Raw genomic sequence first — 15,234 nt, forward strand, 5'->3', positions numbered from 1 at the left:
ATTCCCCTTCCCCTTTTCGGGATTTCCTCTTGTCATCGATCAACTCCGCCCAATCCGAGGGGCCGTCCGGCTACCGCCAAGCCGTCGAGCTGGAGTTCGCCGAGGCGACCAAGCGGTATCCGGGCACCGACAGCGCCGCCGTCGACGGCCTGAGCCTCACGGTCCCCGCCGGCGAGATCTGCGTCCTCGTCGGCCCGTCCGGCTGCGGCAAGACCACAGCGATGCGGATGGTCAACCGGATGATCGACATCTCCGATGGCGACATCCTCGTCGGCGGGAAGAGCGTCAAGCACCGCAACGCGGACGAGCTGCGGCGCGAGATCGGCTACGTGATCCAGCAGATCGGCCTGTTCCCGCACCGGACGATCGCCGACAACATCGCCACCGTCCCGCGGCTGCTCGGCTGGAGCAAGGCCAAGATCAACGACCGCGTGCACGAGCTGCTGGAGCTGATCGGGCTCCCCTCGGAGATGGCCACCCGCTACCCGACGCAGCTCTCCGGCGGCCAGCGCCAGCGCGTCGGCGTGGCCCGCGCGCTCGCCGCGGACCCGCCGCTGATGCTGATGGACGAGCCGTTCGGCGCGATCGACCCGATCAACCGCGAGCGCCTCCAGAGCGAGTTCCTGCGCCTGCAGGCCGAGATCCGTAAGACGATCGTCTTCGTCACCCACGACATCGACGAGGCGATCCGGATGGGCGACAAGATCGCGATCCTGCAGGTCGGCGGCAAGCTCGCCCAGTACGCGAGCCCGTCCGAGATCCTGCTGCACCCGGCGAACGCCTTCGTGGAGGACTTCGTGGGCGCCGACCGCGCGCTCAAGCGGCTGGCGTTGCTGCGCGTGAGCGACATCCCGCGCGACCAGCTCGGCACCGCCAACGGCGGCCCGGAGATCGCGCACGACACGATCCTGCGCGACGCGCTCTCGGACCTGCTCCAGCACGGCGAGCTCCACGGCCGCGTCGTGGACGAGCACGGCACCGCGATCGGGTCGCTCACCGTCGAGACGCTCGCGAGGTTGGCGAAGGCGTGAGCCTGGCCCTGTTCGCCCAGCTCGAGCTCCGCGACCGCGAGAACCAACCGCCGTCGTGCGTGGAGCGCAACGGGTTCTGCCCGGACTGGATCGCGGACAACTGGGAGCGGTACAAGACGCCGCTGATCGAGCACATCGAGTTGACGTTGATCAGCGTCGCGATCGGGTTCGTGATCGCGTTCAGCCTGGCGCTGATCGCGCACCGCCGGCGCTGGCTGATCCCGCCGATCACCCAGATCACCGGGATCCTCTACACGCTGCCGAGCGTCGCCCTGTTCTTCCTGCTGCTGCCGCTCACCGGGCGCGGCAAGACGACGGCGATCATCGCGCTCGTCGCCTACAGCCTGCTGATCATCTTCCGCAACGTCATCACGGGGCTGGACGAGGTGCCGGAGGAGGCGCGTGACGCCGGCCGCGGCATGGGCCTGACGCCGCGCCAGCTGCTGTGGCGCGTGGAGCTGCCGCTCGCGCTGCCGGCGATCATGGCCGGGCTGCGGATCGCGGTCACGACGACCGTCGGCCTGACCGCGCTCGTGTTCCTGGCCGGCGCCGGCGGGCTCGGGGAGGCGATCTTCGCCGACACCCAGTTCCGCTCGAACGTCGTCGTCGCGGGCGGGCTGTGCGTGGTGCTCGCGGTCGTGCTCGACCTGACCGTGCTCGGCGTCCAGAAGCTGATCACGCCGTGGACGCGCGGGGTGGCGACATGAGTGCGACCTTCGCCGCCCTGGGCGAGTTCGGCGACGCGATCTCGTTCATCTTCACCGAGCGCGAGAACCAGCGCGGCTCGCCGGTCGGCGGCGCGGAGAACCTGCCGCTGCTGTGGGAGCACCTGAAGCTCACCGCCGCGGCCATGGCGCTCGCGCTCGTCATCGCGCTGCCGCTCGGGCTCGTCCTGGGCCACACGGGCCGCTTCTCGTTCCTGGCCATCAGCACCTCGAACGTCGGCCGCGCCGTGCCCAGCGTCGCGCTGATCGCGCTGTTCATCGCGTTCTTCCCGCGCAGCCCCGAGTTCCTGAACGTCACGCTCGCGCTGGCGCTGCTGGCGATCCCGCCGATCCTGACCAACGCCTACGTCGGCGTGCGCCAGACCGACCGCGACGCGGTGGACGCCGCCCGCGGGATGGGGCTGAGCGGCGCGCAGATCATCCGTCAGATCGAGCTCCCGCTCGCGTTGCCGCTGATCTTCGGCGGCATCAAGACGTCGACGGTCAACGTGATCGCGACCGCCACGATCGCGCCGCTGGTCGGCGTGGTCACGCTCGGCGACCCGCTGGTCGCCGCGTCCGTGTACGGGCGCGAGGGCCAGATCGGCGCCTCGATCATCGTCGCCGTGCTGGCGATCCTCGCGGAGGTCGGCCTGTCGGCCGTCCAGCGCGCGGTGACGCCCGACGGCATCAAGCTTGCGCGCGGTCCAGAAGACCGCGCACGCACCCGCTTCGGTCTTTCTAAGAGGAGGATTCAGACCGCACCATGAGACGTGCCCCCTACCTACTCGCGACCGCTTTCGCCTCGCTCGCCCTCGGCCTCGCCGCCTGTGGCGACGAGGAGGAGCCGGCGCCCGCCACCGAGACGGAGGCCACCCCGTCGGCCACCGCGGAGGCCAGTGGCCAGATCACGAGCAACCCCGACAACGCGAAGATCACGCTGACGATCGGGTCCAAGAACTTCACCGAGCAGAAGGTGCTCGGCGAGATCTACGCCCAGGGCCTCGCGGCCGCGGGCTACACCACCAAGACCGACCTGAACCTGGGCGACCAGGACGCCGCGCTCGCGGCGCTGAAGGGCGGCGAGATCTCCGCCTACCCGGAGTACACCGGCACGGCGCTGACGGTGTTCTTCAAGAAGGACGCCGGGGACCTGCCGAAGGATCCGCAGGCCGCCTACGAGGAGGTCAAGGCCGACTTCGAGAAGGAAGGCCTCACGGCGTTCCCGCCGACGCCGTTCACCTCGTCCAACGAGGTCGCGGTGACCAAGGAGACGGCCGAGAAGTACAACCTCACGAACATCTCCGACCTGTCCGCGGTGGCCGGCGACCTGACGCTCTACGGCACGTCCGAGTGCCGCAAGCGCATGGACTGCCTGCTCGGGCTCGAGGAGATCTACGGGCTGAAGTTCAAGAAGTTCACGCCGGTCTCCCCCGACCAGCGTCACGAGGTGCTGTCCTCGGGCCGCGCCGACGTGTCGATCGTCTACACGACCGACCCGCAGATCAAGCGCAACGGCGAGGTCCTGCTCGAGGACGACAAGGGCATGTTCCCGCCGTACAACCCGGTGCTGGTTATGAAGGCCGAGACGGCCGAGCAGGCCGGCCCGGACCTGGCGAAGACGATCGACCTGATCCAGAAGCCGTTGACCGACGACGCGATGCAGGAGCTCGACGCGCGCGTCGACCTCGACAAGAAGGACCCGGCCGAGGTCGCCAAGGAGTACCTGGCCGAGACCGGCCTGGTCAAGTAGGCGCCGAAGCCAGCTGCTGCAGCACCTGCTCGGGCGGCGAGGGCCGTCCGAGCAGGTAGCCCTGCACGAACCCGCACCCCGAGGCGCGCAGCAGCTCGAGCTGATCCTCGGTCTCGACGCCCTCGGCGACGACGTTCAGGTCCGCCGCGCGGCCGATCGACACCGCCGCCTCGATGATCCGGCGGTCGCGCTCGCCGGTGTAGCGGGCGACGAAGCCGCGGTCGAGCTTGATCGCGTTCAGCGGCAGCCGCGCGAGCCGCGTGAGGCTCGAGTAGCCCGTGCCGAAGTCGTCGAGCGAGATGTACATGCCGTGCTGGGAGAGCTGTTCGAGGCCGCCGATCGCGGCGTCGCCGCCCTCCATCAGGGTCGTCTCGGTGATCTCCAGCCCGATCCGCTCGGGGGAGGTGCCGGTGCTCGCGAGCGTGTCGGCGATCCGCTCCGGGAAGCCCTCCTCCCCCAGCTCACGGGCCGCGACGTTGACGCTGATCCGGATGCCCTCCGGGAACAGACGCGACTCGATGCAGGCGCGGCGCAGCACCCAGCGGCCGATGTCGGAGATGAGCTGCGCGTCCTGCTCGGCGACCGGCAGGAACCGGCCCGGGGCGAGCAGGCCCTCCTCCGGGTGCTGCCAGCGCACGAGCGCCTCGAGCGCGACCGTGCGCTGCGGGTCGAGCTGCACGATCGGCTGGTAGACGAGCCGCAGCTCGTCCTTGAGGATCGCGCGGCGCAGGCCGTCCTCGGTGCGCAGGCGGTCGCGCAGGCGGCCTTCCATCGCGCGGTCGAAGATCTCGAACGTGTTGCCGCCGCGCGCCTTGACGCGCTCGACGGCCGCGTCCGCGCCCTGGATCAGGTCGGCGGCGTCGTGGCCGGGCTCCTCGATCGCAATCCCGATCGACGCGGTGATCTGGCTTCCGGTCTGCAGCGGCGCGCGGAACGTGCGCGACAGCCGCGCGGCGAGGTCGGCGGCCTCGCGCTCGTCGGCGCACTCGGCGAGCACCGCGAACTCGTCGCCACCCATGCGGGCGAGCGGCTCGGCGACGTCGAGCACCTGGTGCAGCCGGGTCGAGACCTCGATCAGCACGTTGTCGCCCGCTTCGTGGCCGTGCGTGTCGTTGACGGCGCGGAAGCGGTCCAGGCCGAGCAGGAAGACGGCGACGCGGTCACGCTGGGGCCGCTGGAGCGCCTGCTGGAGCCGTTCTTGGAAGAGCAGCCGGTTCGGGAGCCCGGTGAGCGGGTCGTGCAGGGCCAGGTGGGCGAGCCGGTCCTGCAGGCGCCGGGCCTCGGTGATGTCGGTGAGCGAGACGACGACGCCGCCGACCTCGCCGTTCGCCCCGGTGCGCAACGGTGAGTAGTTCGCGGAGATCGCGACCATCGCGCCGTCGGGACGCGTGATCTGCTGCTGGACGTCGCGGGTGGTCTCGCCGCGCATCATGGCCCGCGCTCCGGGGCTGGTCTCGTCCTGCGCGAGCGGATCGCCGTTCATGTCGCGCAGGGAGATCAGCTCCCACCAGCCCGCGTCGCCGACCAGGCGCTCGCGCGGGATGCCGAGGATCTCGAGCGCGGCGGGGTTGACGTCGACGACACGGCCGGTGTCGTCGATCGCCATCAGCCCGGACTCGACGGTGGCGAGCACGGCGCGCAGCCGTTCCTCGCTGACGCGCAGCGCGGTCACGTCCTCGGTGTGGGCGAGGATCCGGTCGTCGCCGATCGAGACGAAGCTCACGTGCAGCCGCCGCTGGACGCCGTCGGCGCCGGTGGCATAGCCGAGCTCGCGCTGCACCGCCTCGCCGGTCGTGCGCACGCGTTCGAGGTCGCCCGCGATCTCCGGCCGATCGGGGAAGACGTCGGTGACCGGACGCCCGATGAACGCGCTCAGGCGCTCGCCCGTCATCTCGAACGCGGCGCGGTTGGCGCGTTCGAGCGTGAACGTGCCGTCGCTGCAGTGCCACACGTAGCAAGGCACCGGAATTCCGTCGAACTGTGCCTGCATGAGATCGCTTTCCCTGGACACTGACGAAACCAATGAGTACCCGTCCAGATCGGATCTAGACGTCCGGGTGGTGACCTGGTCCGTCATATTCGATGGAGTGAGATCTGGGAACAACGTCGTCATGGACGCCTTCGACATCCCCCGTCTGCGCGGGGTCACGCATGCCTACGCGTTCTTCTTCGCGGTCGTCGCGGCTGCGCTGCTCATCGTCTTCACGCCCGGTGGCGAGCCGCGGATGGCCGCCACGGTGTACGGAGTTGGCCTGTGCGCGCTCTTCGGCGGCAGTGGCCTCTACCACCGCTGGCGCTGGAATCCGAGCTGGCGGCCATGGCTGCGGCGGATCGACCACTCGACGATCTACCTCTTCATCGCCGCCTCCTACACGCCGGTCGGGTGGCTGGTGCTCAGCGGTGCGACCCAGTGGATCGTGCTGATCACCGTCTGGGCGGGCGCGATCGCGGGCGTGACGCTCTCGGTCGCCTGGATCAACGCGCCGCGGGCGCTGTGCGCGCTCTGCTACGTGGCGCTCGGCTGGGTCGCCGTGCTGGCGTTCCCGCAGCTGCACGCGGAGCTGCCGACGATCGCGCTGGTCCTCGTCGCGCTCGGCGGCGTGCTCTACACGATCGGCGCGGTCATCTTCGCGCTCGGGCGCCCGAACCCGTGGCCGAAGGTGTTCGGCTTCCACGAGATCTTCCACGTGTTCGTGATCCTCGCCGCGGTGACGCACTTCGTCGCCATGGCCGGGTGGATCGTGCCGTCCGGGCTCGACGCTTAGATCACCCGCATCGAAGTCCAGCTGCTGCATCCTGAAGCGCGCGTCCCGGCGCGCGGCCGCGTGGGCGACGCCGCCTACGACCTCGCCTGCGTCGAGCCGGTCACGCTCGCCCCGGGTGAGCGCGCCCTCGTGGGCACGGGCGTCGCCGTCGCGATCCCGGCGGGCCTGTGCGGCCTCGTGCTCCCGCGCTCCGGCCTGGCGATCAAGCACGGCATCGCGTGCGTGAACGCGCCGGGCCTGATCGACCCGAACTACCGCGGCGAGGTGAAGGTGATCCTCATCAACCACGGCGAGGAGCCGTGGAGCGCCGCAGCGGGTGACCGGATCGCCCAGCTGCTGCTGGTGGCGTTCGCCGCGCCGGAGCTGACCGTCGTGGACACGCTGCCGGACAGCGAACGCGGCGCCGGCGGGTTCGGCTCATCCGGCCGCTGACGCAGTAAAGTGGCGCAATGAGTGCGACCCGTCCACTGTGGCTGCGTGTCACTGCGGCCTTGATCGTGTTCGGCGCCGCGCCGGTCACGGTGTTCGCGGCCTTCTGGACGTTCTTCTGGCTGCCGTCGCCGTTTGCCGGGATCATGGCGCTGGTCGTCCTCGCCGCGTCCGCGGTGGCCGTCTCGCCCCTGGGCCGCGGCCGCTGGGACCGCGACGCGTTCGCCGTGCAGGGCTTCTTCGTCGTGCTTCTGCTGCTCGCTTACGCCGTGGTCGCGGTGGTCGCCGCGAACGAGGCACGGGAGGCGTTTGCGTCGCGGGCTACGCACGCGACCACCGCCGCGCAGTGCGCTGCCTGGCTGGCGCTGTGCGCGGAAGCCGTGATCCTGGGCGCGCTGGTCGTGGCCACGGTGCCGGTACGCGTCTCGCGACGTGTGCTGGTCCGTGTCGTGGGCGTGCTCGCCGTGCTCGGGTTCGGGACCGCCGGTGCCGCGGCGGCGACCGCCGGGTCTGACTCGTGCGGGCGGTTCCAGTTCGACCGTGCCGCCTGGCAACGCGATCCTGTAGCCGTCGCTGACGCGCTGGCCCGCTGCGGCACGCTCGAAGGGCTGACGGAAGGCCAGCTGCGAGCGCTCCTGGTCGAGTGGCCGGGCGAGCGGTCGTGGCGCGGCCACACGCGCGACACCCTCTGGCTCGGAGACCGGTTGGCGGTGGAGTTCGGCGACGACGGCCGCGTGCGCTCCGCGAAGTTGTACACGCCGGTCGCTGAGCCATGGATGGATTGAGACCGCCCCTGTGGCTGCGGCTGGTCGCCGCAGCGCTCGTCCTGGCGGCGTCCTTCGTCGCGGCCCTGGCGAGCTTCTGGTTGCTGGTCCTGGGCTCGCTGGGCTTGGGTTCGCTGGTCGCTTCCCTCCTCGCCTGCGGGGTAGCGTCGCTCTTGGCCTTGGCGGCCTGGCCGATGCTGTCCGGCCGTTGGGCGCGTGGGGCGCTGGTCGCGCTGCAGCGCCTGGCAGTGGCCGTCGCGGTGGGCGGGTACGCCGTCCTGGGGCTGTTCTCGGCCGAGCAGGTCCGTGCCGGGCTGATGCAGCGTGACGTGCACGCCACGCCGTCGGACGAGCTGGGGTTCTGGACGGTCCTGGCGCTGTTCGGGGTCGTGGCGACGGTGGTCGTCCTCGTCGCGCTGCCGGTCGAGCTCACACGGCGCCTGCGGATGGGTGTGATCGGCTTGCTGGCCGCCTCGGTGCTGCTCGGTACGGGCGCGGCGGTCGCGATCGCCGCGAGCGGCGACCCGTGCGACGGGTTCCGCTTCGACCGGGCGGCGTGGCGCGCCAAGGACACCCGCGAGCGCGTCGGCGAGGCCCTGGTTCGCTGCCGCACGCTGCACGGCATGCATCGCGACGACGTCGACGAGCTGCTCGGCGGCCAGTTCGTCAATTCGCGGCAGCGCGGTTACACGCTCAGGGTCTCCGAGAACGCGCTGGGCTGGCCGATCTACCGCACGCTTGTCGTCGGCTACGGCGACGACAAGCGTGTGCGTTCGGTCTCGCTGAGTCAGTCGGACGACTGACCGTTGCGCGAGTAGCGGCCGTAGCGCTCCGCGACGACCTTCGGCAGGCGCGCGGTCACGACAACGCCCTCGGCCGTGTCTTCGCGGCCCATCTCGCCCGCGATGTCGTGCAGCTCCGAGAGCAGGCCGCCCTCGCGGTAGGGCACGAGCAGCTCCACGTCCTTGAGCGTCTTCTCGAACTCGACGTGGATGCGCTCCTGCAGCTCCTCGAGGCCCTCGCCGGTCTGCGCGGACACGAGCACGCCTTCCGGGTGGCGGAAAGAGAGCTCGCGGCGGCGCTCGTCGTCGAGGATGTCGGCCTTGTTGAGGACGAGCATGCGCGGCGAGCCGCCGGCCTCGATCTCCTCGAGCACGTCCTCGACGGCGCGGGTCATCGCGTCGAGCTCCTCCTCGGGCGCGCCGGCGTCGACGACGTGCAGGACCATGTCGGCCAGCACGGTCTCCTCCAGCGTGGCCGCGAACGCGTTCACGAGCTGATGCGGGAGCTTGCGGATGAAGCCGACGGTGTCCGTCACGAGGAACGTGCGGCCGTGCAGCTTGAGCGTGCGCGTCGTCGGGTCCAGCGTGTGGAACAGCCGGTCGCGGACGCCGACCTCGGAGCCGGTGAGCGCGTTGAGCAGCGTCGACTTGCCGGCGTTCGTGTAGCCCGCGAGCGCGACGTTGGGCAGGTGCGCTCGCTCACGTTCGGCGCGCTGGGTCGCGCGGGTGAGCTTGACCTGGTCTAGGCGGCGGCGCAGGACGGTGATCCGGTCGCGCGCGAGGCGGCGGTCCGTCTCGATCTGCGACTCGCCCGGGCCGCGGGTGCCGATGCCGCCGACGCCACGACCGGCGCCGAGCCGTTCGAGGTGCGTCCACAGGCCGCGCATGCGGGCCATGTTGTATTCGAGCTGGGCCAGCTCGACCTGCATCTTGCCCTCCGCGGTGTGCGCGTGCGAGGCGAAGATGTCGAGGATCACCGAGGTGCGGTCGAGCACCGGCGTGTCGAGCTCGGTCTCCAGGTTGCGCTGCTGGCGCGGCGTGAGCTCGTCGTCGGCGACGACGACGTTCGCGTCCGCCTGCTTGAGCAGCGACTTGAGCTCGGCGACCTTGCCGGAGCCGAGGTAGGTGTTCGGGTGGACGGTGTCGCGCTTCTGCGTCAGCTCGCCCACGGTGGCGACACCGGCGGTGCGCAGGAGCTCCTTGAGCTCCTCCAGATCCGGCGTCTCCTCCGACGCGGCGATGCAGAAGGCGCGCTGGCGTGCCCGAGGCTCGGCCTTCGGGGCGTAGCTGGACTCAGTTGTGCGGCCATTGCGAGAGCGTTCCAAGGTCTTCCATTCTAGAGTCCCCGCGCATGCCCGTAACCCCCGCCCCAGGCGAGTCCGAGCTGGCTGAGCGTCTGGCGGCGCGGACGCTGGAGCTGATCGACATCCCCTCCGAGTCGCGGGAGGAGTCCGCGCTCGCTGCGCACGTCGCGAATGTGCTGCGTGAGGGCGGTGCGGTCGTCGAGGATCTGGGCGACGACTGCGTGCTCGCCTACCCCGCCGAGACGCGCCCGTCCGTGCTGCTCGCAGGGCACCTGGACACGGTGCCGGCGCAGGGCAACCTGCCGGGCCGGATCGAGCGCGGGCATGTGCACGGGCTCGGCGCGTCGGACATGCAGGGCGCGCTCGCGGTGATGATCGAGCTGGTGCTCGCGCGGGCGCCGTACGCGGCGCTGTTCTTCCCGCGCGAGGAGCTGCCGTCGGTCGACAGCGCGTTGACGCCACTGCTCTCGCGGCACACTCTGGATCACGAGTTCGTGGTCGTGATGGAGCCGACGGACGGCCAGCTGCACGCGGGCTGCCTCGGCAACATCAACGCGGCGTGGACGTTCAGCGGGCGTTCCGGGCACTCCGCGCGGCCGTGGCAGGCCGACAACGCGATCCACCGCGCCGCGATCGGGATCGCCGCGCTCGCCTCGGCGCCCTCGATCCCGGTGGTGTCGAACGGGTTGACCTACCACGAGGTGGCGTCGGTCACGCGGGTGGAGGGCGGGATCGCCGCCAACGTGATCCCCGACCGCTGCGTCGCGCACGTCAACTACCGCTACGGCCCGGGCAAGACGCCCGAGGAGGCCGAGAAGCGCCTGCACGCGATGACGGCCGGGCTCGGCGAGCTGGAGGTCACCGGGAACTCCGGCGCCGCGCCCGCCGCGCTGGACCATCCGCTCGCGCAGAAGCTGATCAAGGCCGGCGATCTGACCGTCGCGCCCAAGCAGGCGTGGACGCCGGTGGCCGAGTTCGCCGCCGCGGGCTACGCGGCCGTCAACTTCGGGCCGGGCCAGACCGCGCAGGCCCACCAGCGGACCGAGTCGATCACGATCGACGGCCTGCTGCACGCCCACCGCGTCCTGGAGGCCTTCGGCACGTGATCAAGCTCTCCCCGGTCCTCGAGGGCCTCGGCACGTACCCGTTCGTGAAGTTGGACGCCGCTCGCGCCCAGCTGCGCGCGGCCGGGATCGAGATCATCGACTTCGGCATGGGCGAGCCGCGCGAGGAGACGCCCGCGTTCATCCGCGAGGCGCTCGCGGCCGCGATCACGCCGCTCGCCCCGTACCCGACCGCGGTCGGGCTCCCCGAGCTGCGCGAGGCGATCGCGGCGTGGGCGGGCCGTCGCTTCGGCGCCGCGCTCGATCCCGACACGCAGGTGATCCCGACCATGGGCTCCAAGGAGGCCGTGTTCTCCCTCGCCCACGTGTTCGCGGGCGACCAGGTGGTCGTGCCCCAGCCCGCCTACCCGGTCTACGACCGCGGCGCGCGCTTCGCCGGCAAGGAGGTCGTCGAGCTGCCGCTGCGCGAGGCGGACGGCTGGCTGCCGGACCTCGGCAGTGTCGACTGGTCGCGCGTCGCGATCCTCTGGCTCAACTACCCGAACAACCCGACGGGCGCCACCGCACCGGTCGAGTTCTACGCGGAGGCCGCCGCCCTGGCTCGCCGCCACGGGTTCGTGCTCGCGAGCGACGAGGCCTACTCCGAGCTCTACTTCGGCTCTGCCGCGCCGCAGTCCGCGCTCCAGCTCGACGACCTGACCAACGTCGCCGTCTTCAACACCCTCTCCAAGCGCTCCTCGATGCCCGGCTACCGCGCCGGCTTCGTCGCCGGCGACCCCGCCATCGTCGCCGCGCTCAAGAAGTACCGGCCCAACGTCGGCGTCGCGCCGCCCGAGATCCTCCAGCGCGCGGCCATCGCGGCCTGGAACGAGGAGGACCACGTCACCGAGGTCCGCGCCCGCTACCGCGCCAAGCGCGACCTCCTCCTCCCGGCCCTCGAGTCGCTCGGCCTGCGCTCGGCCGGCGGCGACGCGTCGTTCTTCCTCTGGATGGAGGGCTCCGACGCGCTCGCGGCCGAGTGGCTCGAAAAGGGCGTGATCGTCGCCCCGGGCTCGTTCTTCGGCCCGGCGGGCGAGGGCTACCTGCGCATCGCCTTCGTCCCACCGCTCGAGGTCATCGAAGCCGCGATCAGTCGTTTGCGTGCAGCGCCGCGTTGAGGCCCTGCCAGTTGCCTGAGCGGGGCAGCGCCTCGACCGTGCCGGTCTTGGAGTTGCGGCGGAAGAGCAGGCCGTTCGCGCCGCTGAGGTCGCGGCCCTTGACGGTCTCGCCGTCCGGGAGGGTGATGATCGTGCCCGCGGTGACGTAGAGGCCGGCCTCGACCGTGCATTCGTCGCCGAGCGAGATGCCGATGCCCGCGTTCGCGCCGAGCAGGCAGCGCTCGCCGATCGAGATGACCTCGGCGCCGCCGCCCGAGAGGGTGCCCATGATCGATGCGCCGCCGCCGACGTCGGAGCCGTCGCCGACGAGGACGCCCGCGCTGATGCGGCCCTCGACCATGCTCGTGCCGAGCGTGCCGGCGTTGAAGTTCACGAAGCCCTCGTGCATGACGGTCGTGCCCTCGGCGAGGTGGGCGCCGAGGCGGACGCGGTCGGCGTCGGCGACGCGCACGCCGGCCGGCGCGACGTAGTCGGTCATGCGCGGGAACTTGTCGACGCTGAAGACCTGCACCGCGATGCCGTTCGCCCGGGCCTTGAGCTGCACCGCGGTCAGGTTCGCGGGATCGACGGGGCCGACGCTCGTCCAGGCCACGTTCGGCAGCACGCCGAAGAGGCCCTCGAGGTTGATCGTGTGCGGCTTGACGAGCCGGTGGCTGAGCAGGTGCAGGCGCAGGTAGGCGTCGGCGGTGTTGCGCGGCGGCGTGCTCAAGTCGGCGATCCGGGTCATCACGGACGCCTGGCGCACGTCGCGCAGGTCGTCGGAGCGCTGGCCGGTCGGCAGGCCGTGCTCGGCCGCCGCCTCCGCGCTCAGCTCGGTGAGGACCGACACGCCCTCGCCGCCGAGCTGCGGCGCGGGATAGAACACCTCCAGGATCCGGTCGCCCGAGTACGTCGCCAGCCCGGCACCCCAGGCCCCACCTTCGATCATGCCTGCTCCTTGAATGCGTCCACGTGGTCCTTCGCGAAGTCGTCGATGCTGCGGGGCTCGCGGCCCAGCGCGTCCTTGACGCCGGACGTCACCATCTGCAGCGCGCCGGCCGAGTAGAGCTCGAACTGCTCGCTCAGGCCCTCCGCGTTCCACGGCGGGACCCCGGCGCGCACGAGCTCGCGCTTGAGCGCCTCGACCGAGATCTCCTGCACCTCGATCTCCCGCCCGGCGGCCGCGAACACCCGCTTCGCCTGGTCACGATAGGAGACGGCCTCGGGCCCGGACAGGCCGTAGGCCTTGCCCTCGTGGCCTTCCTCGGTGAGCGCGACCGCGGCGACCTCGGCCACGTCGCGGGCGTCGACGAGGCTGAACGCGGCGTCGGGGACCGGCGAGTAGAACGTGCCGTCGAGCACGCGCGAGCCCCACGCGAGCGTGTTCTGCATGAAGCTCGTCGGGCGCAGCAGCGTCCAGCCCATGCCGGAGTCCTTGAGCGCCTGCTCGACGCGGGCGTGCGTGCGGGCGAAGCGCAGCGGCGCCTCGGGGTTCGCGCCGATCACGCTGAGCTTGACGACGTGCTGGACGCCCGCTTCCTTCGCGGTCTCCAGGAAGGCCTGCTCGAACTCGGACTGCATCGGGCCGATCGGCGAGCACAGGTACGCCCGGGTGACGCCCTCGAGCGCCGGGCCGAGCGTGCGCGGGTCACCGAGGTCGCCCGTGACCGGCTCGAAGCCGAGATCGCGCAGATGGTGGGCCTTGGTCTCGTCGCGCACCAGCGCGTGGGCCTCGGCGCCGCGGGCCTTGAGCGCCTTGATGACCTCCATCCCGGTCGTCCCGGTCGCACCGGTCACCAGCAGCATCTATTCGGCCTCCATGTCTTTCAAGAACTCCTCGCTCAGCTCGGCGCGGTAGATCGGCTTGGCCCATCCGGTCAGGTCCACGTGCAGCGACTCGTCGACGTCCACGACCAGCTCGCCACCGTCCAGGTGGACGGTCACGGGCGAGTCGCCGCCGCGGACCACGTGGGCCACGGCCGCGCCGCTCGCGCCGGTTCCGCTCGACAGCGTCTCCCCCACACCGCGCTCGAAGATGCGCGCGCGGATCGCGTCCGGGGCGATCTCGGTCCAGAAGGACACGTTCGTGCGGTTGGGGAACAGCTCGCTGTGCTCGATCCCCGGCCCGATCTTCGCCAGGTCCAGCGCGTCGGGATCCTCGACGCGGATCGCGCACTGCGGGTTGCCGATCGCGACGTGCTGGAAGCGGAAGCCGGCCACTTCGCCCGTGCCGTCCGGGCCGCCGCTCGGGAAGTTGGGCGAGCTCAGGCTCGCGCGGCCCATGTCCACGCTGCACGTCGTCGGCGACGTGATCGTCGGGCGGATCTCCCCGGCGAGCGTCTGGATCGAGAACGTGTCCGCGTCCGTCCAGTGGCGACGCAGGTACAGGATCGCCTCGCGCGCCCCGTTGCCGGAGAGCTCGGCCTCGCTGCCGTCGGGGTTGTAGATCCGCAGCCGCGCGACGTAGCCCGGCTCATCCGGTTTGGTGAGCACGAGCACGCCGTCCGCACCCGGCCCGAAGTGGGGATCGCACAGCGTCTTGATCGTCCGCGCGGACAGCTCGACCTCCTCGAAGATGAGGTAGTCGTTGCCCAGCGCCTGCCATTTTTCGAAGCGCACCGGCCTAGATCATGGCGACAAGCTCGGCGGCCACGTCCTCCGGGGCGCGATCCGTCATGTCGACGAGGTGCGCGCCGGGCAGCTTGCGCAGCCACGTGAGCTGGCGCTTGGCGTAGCGGCGGGTGTTGGTCTTCATCGCCTCGACGTCGCCTCGGAGCAGCTCGTCGAACCCGACGGCGCGGCGGGCGGTGGCGCCGGCGGTGTGCTGGACGCGCCGCACCTCCTCGGCCGCGCCCGCCGCGACCATCGCGTCTACACGGGCGTTGATGCGTTCGTACAGCGCCTCGCGGTCCATCACGAGCGCGGCGAGGAGCGTCGGGTGGCGGGTGTGCTCGGTCCACAGCTGGTCGCCGCTCGGGGGCTCCTGCCCGACCGCGAGCAGCTCGTGCGCGCGGAGGATGCGGTGCGTGTCGGTGGGCTTGATGTCGAGGTGCGGCGGGAGCTCGGCGTGCAGCTCGGCGAGGTCGCGGGCGGCGAGTGCTTCGCGGATCGCCGGGTCGACGGGCGGGCGCAGGTCGAGGTCCGCGAGCGCGGCGCGCAGGTACAGGCCGGTGCCGCCGACGACGATCGGTCGCCTGCCTGTTGCGATCAGCCCGTCGATGGTGGCGTGCGCCTCGTGCGCGAAGGCGCCGGCCGAGTAGGTCTGGTCGATCGGCACGAAGCCCAGCAGCCGGTGCTCGAGCTGCGTCTGCTCGTGCGCGTCGGCGGCGCCGGTGAGGATCGGCAGGCCCGCATAGACCTGCATCGCGTCGGCGGAGACCGCCACTGGGTCCTCCCCGCGCTGGCGGAGCTGCTCCGCGACCGCGATGGCCACGGCGGTCTTGCCGACTCCTGTCGGCCCGAATACGGCGATGACGCGCACGGGTGGGCAGTATCGTCACCC

General features: G+C 71.3%; 16 protein-coding genes. 10 read left to right on the forward strand and 6 right to left on the reverse strand.

Annotated elements, in window-relative coordinates:
- Positions 1-29: 29 nt before the first annotated feature.
- The 4 genes from OJ997_RS17630 to OJ997_RS17645 are packed head-to-tail and all read left to right on the forward strand — an operon-like array spanning position 30 to position 3,488.
- Positions 30-1,031, forward strand: a complete 1,002-nt coding sequence (locus OJ997_RS17630; RefSeq protein WP_270026498.1) for an ABC transporter ATP-binding protein — start codon at positions 30-32, stop codon at positions 1,029-1,031.
- On the forward strand, positions 1,028-1,738 hold the full coding sequence (locus tag OJ997_RS17635; RefSeq protein WP_270026499.1) for an ABC transporter permease: 711 nt from the start codon (positions 1,028-1,030) through the stop codon (positions 1,736-1,738). Before OJ997_RS17630 ends, OJ997_RS17635 begins: the two co-directional genes overlap by 4 nt.
- The gene (locus OJ997_RS17640) at positions 1,735-2,505 is read left to right on the forward strand and encodes an ABC transporter permease (protein WP_270026500.1); all 771 of its coding nucleotides are present in this window, start codon (positions 1,735-1,737) and stop codon (positions 2,503-2,505) included. The genes OJ997_RS17635 and OJ997_RS17640 overlap by 4 nt, the downstream gene beginning before the upstream one ends.
- On the forward strand, positions 2,502-3,488 hold the full coding sequence (locus OJ997_RS17645; protein WP_270026501.1) for an ABC transporter substrate-binding protein: 987 nt from the start codon (positions 2,502-2,504) through the stop codon (positions 3,486-3,488). The genes OJ997_RS17640 and OJ997_RS17645 overlap by 4 nt, the downstream gene beginning before the upstream one ends.
- On the opposite strand, the gene OJ997_RS17650 is transcribed toward OJ997_RS17645, so the two are convergent.
- Positions 3,481-5,616: a putative bifunctional diguanylate cyclase/phosphodiesterase gene (locus OJ997_RS17650; protein ID WP_308213576.1), complete on the reverse strand. Its 2,136-nt coding sequence runs from the start codon at positions 5,614-5,616 to the stop codon at positions 3,481-3,483. The genes OJ997_RS17645 and OJ997_RS17650 overlap by 8 nt on opposite strands.
- Here OJ997_RS17650 and trhA point away from each other — a divergent pair.
- From trhA to OJ997_RS17670, 4 genes are read left to right on the forward strand one after another with little or no spacing between them, the layout of a single operon-like run.
- Positions 5,600-6,253 (forward strand): PAQR family membrane homeostasis protein TrhA, encoded by a 654-nt coding sequence (gene trhA / locus OJ997_RS17655; protein ID WP_270026504.1) that lies wholly within the window; start codon positions 5,600-5,602, stop codon positions 6,251-6,253. The two genes, OJ997_RS17650 and trhA, sit on opposite strands and share 17 nt — an antisense overlap.
- Complete coding sequence (gene dut / locus OJ997_RS17660; protein ID WP_372517908.1) at positions 6,254-6,685, forward strand: dUTP diphosphatase; 432 nt, start codon at positions 6,254-6,256, stop codon at positions 6,683-6,685. It begins immediately after the preceding gene.
- A gap of 17 nt (positions 6,686-6,702) precedes the next feature.
- Positions 6,703-7,467, forward strand: a complete 765-nt coding sequence (locus OJ997_RS17665) for a hypothetical protein (RefSeq protein WP_270026505.1) — start codon at positions 6,703-6,705, stop codon at positions 7,465-7,467.
- The gene (locus OJ997_RS17670; protein WP_270026506.1) at positions 7,455-8,249 is read left to right on the forward strand and encodes a hypothetical protein; all 795 of its coding nucleotides are present in this window, start codon (positions 7,455-7,457) and stop codon (positions 8,247-8,249) included. Before OJ997_RS17665 ends, OJ997_RS17670 begins: the two co-directional genes overlap by 13 nt.
- Here OJ997_RS17670 and hflX read toward each other — a convergent pair.
- Entirely contained in the window at positions 8,234-9,553 is a 1,320-nt protein-coding gene (hflX, locus tag OJ997_RS17675) for a GTPase HflX (RefSeq protein ID WP_270026507.1), read from the reverse strand. The genes OJ997_RS17670 and hflX overlap by 16 nt on opposite strands.
- A gap of 26 nt (positions 9,554-9,579) precedes the next feature.
- Between hflX and dapE the strand changes: the two genes are divergently transcribed.
- Positions 9,580-10,638, forward strand: a complete 1,059-nt coding sequence (dapE, locus tag OJ997_RS17680) for a succinyl-diaminopimelate desuccinylase (protein ID WP_270026508.1) — start codon at positions 9,580-9,582, stop codon at positions 10,636-10,638.
- The gene (locus OJ997_RS17685) at positions 10,635-11,753 is read left to right on the forward strand and encodes a pyridoxal phosphate-dependent aminotransferase (protein ID WP_270026509.1); all 1,119 of its coding nucleotides are present in this window, start codon (positions 10,635-10,637) and stop codon (positions 11,751-11,753) included. Before dapE ends, OJ997_RS17685 begins: the two co-directional genes overlap by 4 nt.
- On the opposite strand, the gene dapD is transcribed toward OJ997_RS17685, so the two are convergent.
- From dapD to miaA, 4 genes are read right to left on the reverse strand one after another with little or no spacing between them, the layout of a single operon-like run.
- Positions 11,725-12,681: a 2,3,4,5-tetrahydropyridine-2,6-dicarboxylate N-succinyltransferase gene (gene dapD, locus OJ997_RS17690; RefSeq protein WP_270026510.1), complete on the reverse strand. Its 957-nt coding sequence runs from the start codon at positions 12,679-12,681 to the stop codon at positions 11,725-11,727. The two genes, OJ997_RS17685 and dapD, sit on opposite strands and share 29 nt — an antisense overlap.
- Positions 12,678-13,538, reverse strand: a complete 861-nt coding sequence (locus OJ997_RS17695; RefSeq protein ID WP_270026512.1) for an SDR family oxidoreductase — start codon at positions 13,536-13,538, stop codon at positions 12,678-12,680. Before OJ997_RS17695 ends, dapD begins: the two co-directional genes overlap by 4 nt.
- On the reverse strand, positions 13,539-14,351 hold the full coding sequence (gene dapF / locus OJ997_RS17700) for a diaminopimelate epimerase (RefSeq protein WP_270026513.1): 813 nt from the start codon (positions 14,349-14,351) through the stop codon (positions 13,539-13,541).
- A 4-nt stretch (positions 14,352-14,355) separates the two neighbouring features.
- Positions 14,356-15,213: a tRNA (adenosine(37)-N6)-dimethylallyltransferase MiaA gene (miaA, locus tag OJ997_RS17705; protein WP_270026515.1), complete on the reverse strand. Its 858-nt coding sequence runs from the start codon at positions 15,211-15,213 to the stop codon at positions 14,356-14,358.
- Between the last annotated feature and the right edge of the window lie 21 nt (positions 15,214-15,234).

This window comes from Solirubrobacter phytolaccae (assembly GCF_027587195.1).
In the GTDB taxonomy this organism is placed as follows: domain Bacteria; phylum Actinomycetota; class Thermoleophilia; order Solirubrobacterales; family Solirubrobacteraceae; genus Solirubrobacter; species Solirubrobacter phytolaccae.

What these genes read in the sequence shown, in the direction of transcription:
- OJ997_RS17695 (WP_270026512.1), bottom strand. Translation starts at nt 13,538, where the DNA reads ATGCTGCTGGTGACCGGTGCGACCGGGACGACCGGGATGGAGGTCATC.
- OJ997_RS17665 (WP_270026505.1), top strand. Translation starts at nt 6,703, where the DNA reads ATGAGTGCGACCCGTCCACTGTGGCTGCGTGTCACTGCGGCCTTGATC.
- OJ997_RS17670 (WP_270026506.1), top strand. Translation starts at nt 7,455, where the DNA reads ATGGATGGATTGAGACCGCCCCTGTGGCTGCGGCTGGTCGCCGCAGCG.
- dapE (WP_270026508.1), top strand. Translation starts at nt 9,580, where the DNA reads ATGCCCGTAACCCCCGCCCCAGGCGAGTCCGAGCTGGCTGAGCGTCTG.
- trhA (WP_270026504.1), top strand. Translation starts at nt 5,600, where the DNA reads ATGGACGCCTTCGACATCCCCCGTCTGCGCGGGGTCACGCATGCCTAC.
- OJ997_RS17640 (WP_270026500.1), top strand. Translation starts at nt 1,735, where the DNA reads ATGAGTGCGACCTTCGCCGCCCTGGGCGAGTTCGGCGACGCGATCTCG.
- OJ997_RS17650 (WP_308213576.1), bottom strand. Translation starts at nt 5,616, where the DNA reads ATGTCGAAGGCGTCCATGACGACGTTGTTCCCAGATCTCACTCCATCG.
- OJ997_RS17645 (WP_270026501.1), top strand. Translation starts at nt 2,502, where the DNA reads ATGAGACGTGCCCCCTACCTACTCGCGACCGCTTTCGCCTCGCTCGCC.
- dapD (WP_270026510.1), bottom strand. Translation starts at nt 12,681, where the DNA reads ATGATCGAAGGTGGGGCCTGGGGTGCCGGGCTGGCGACGTACTCGGGC.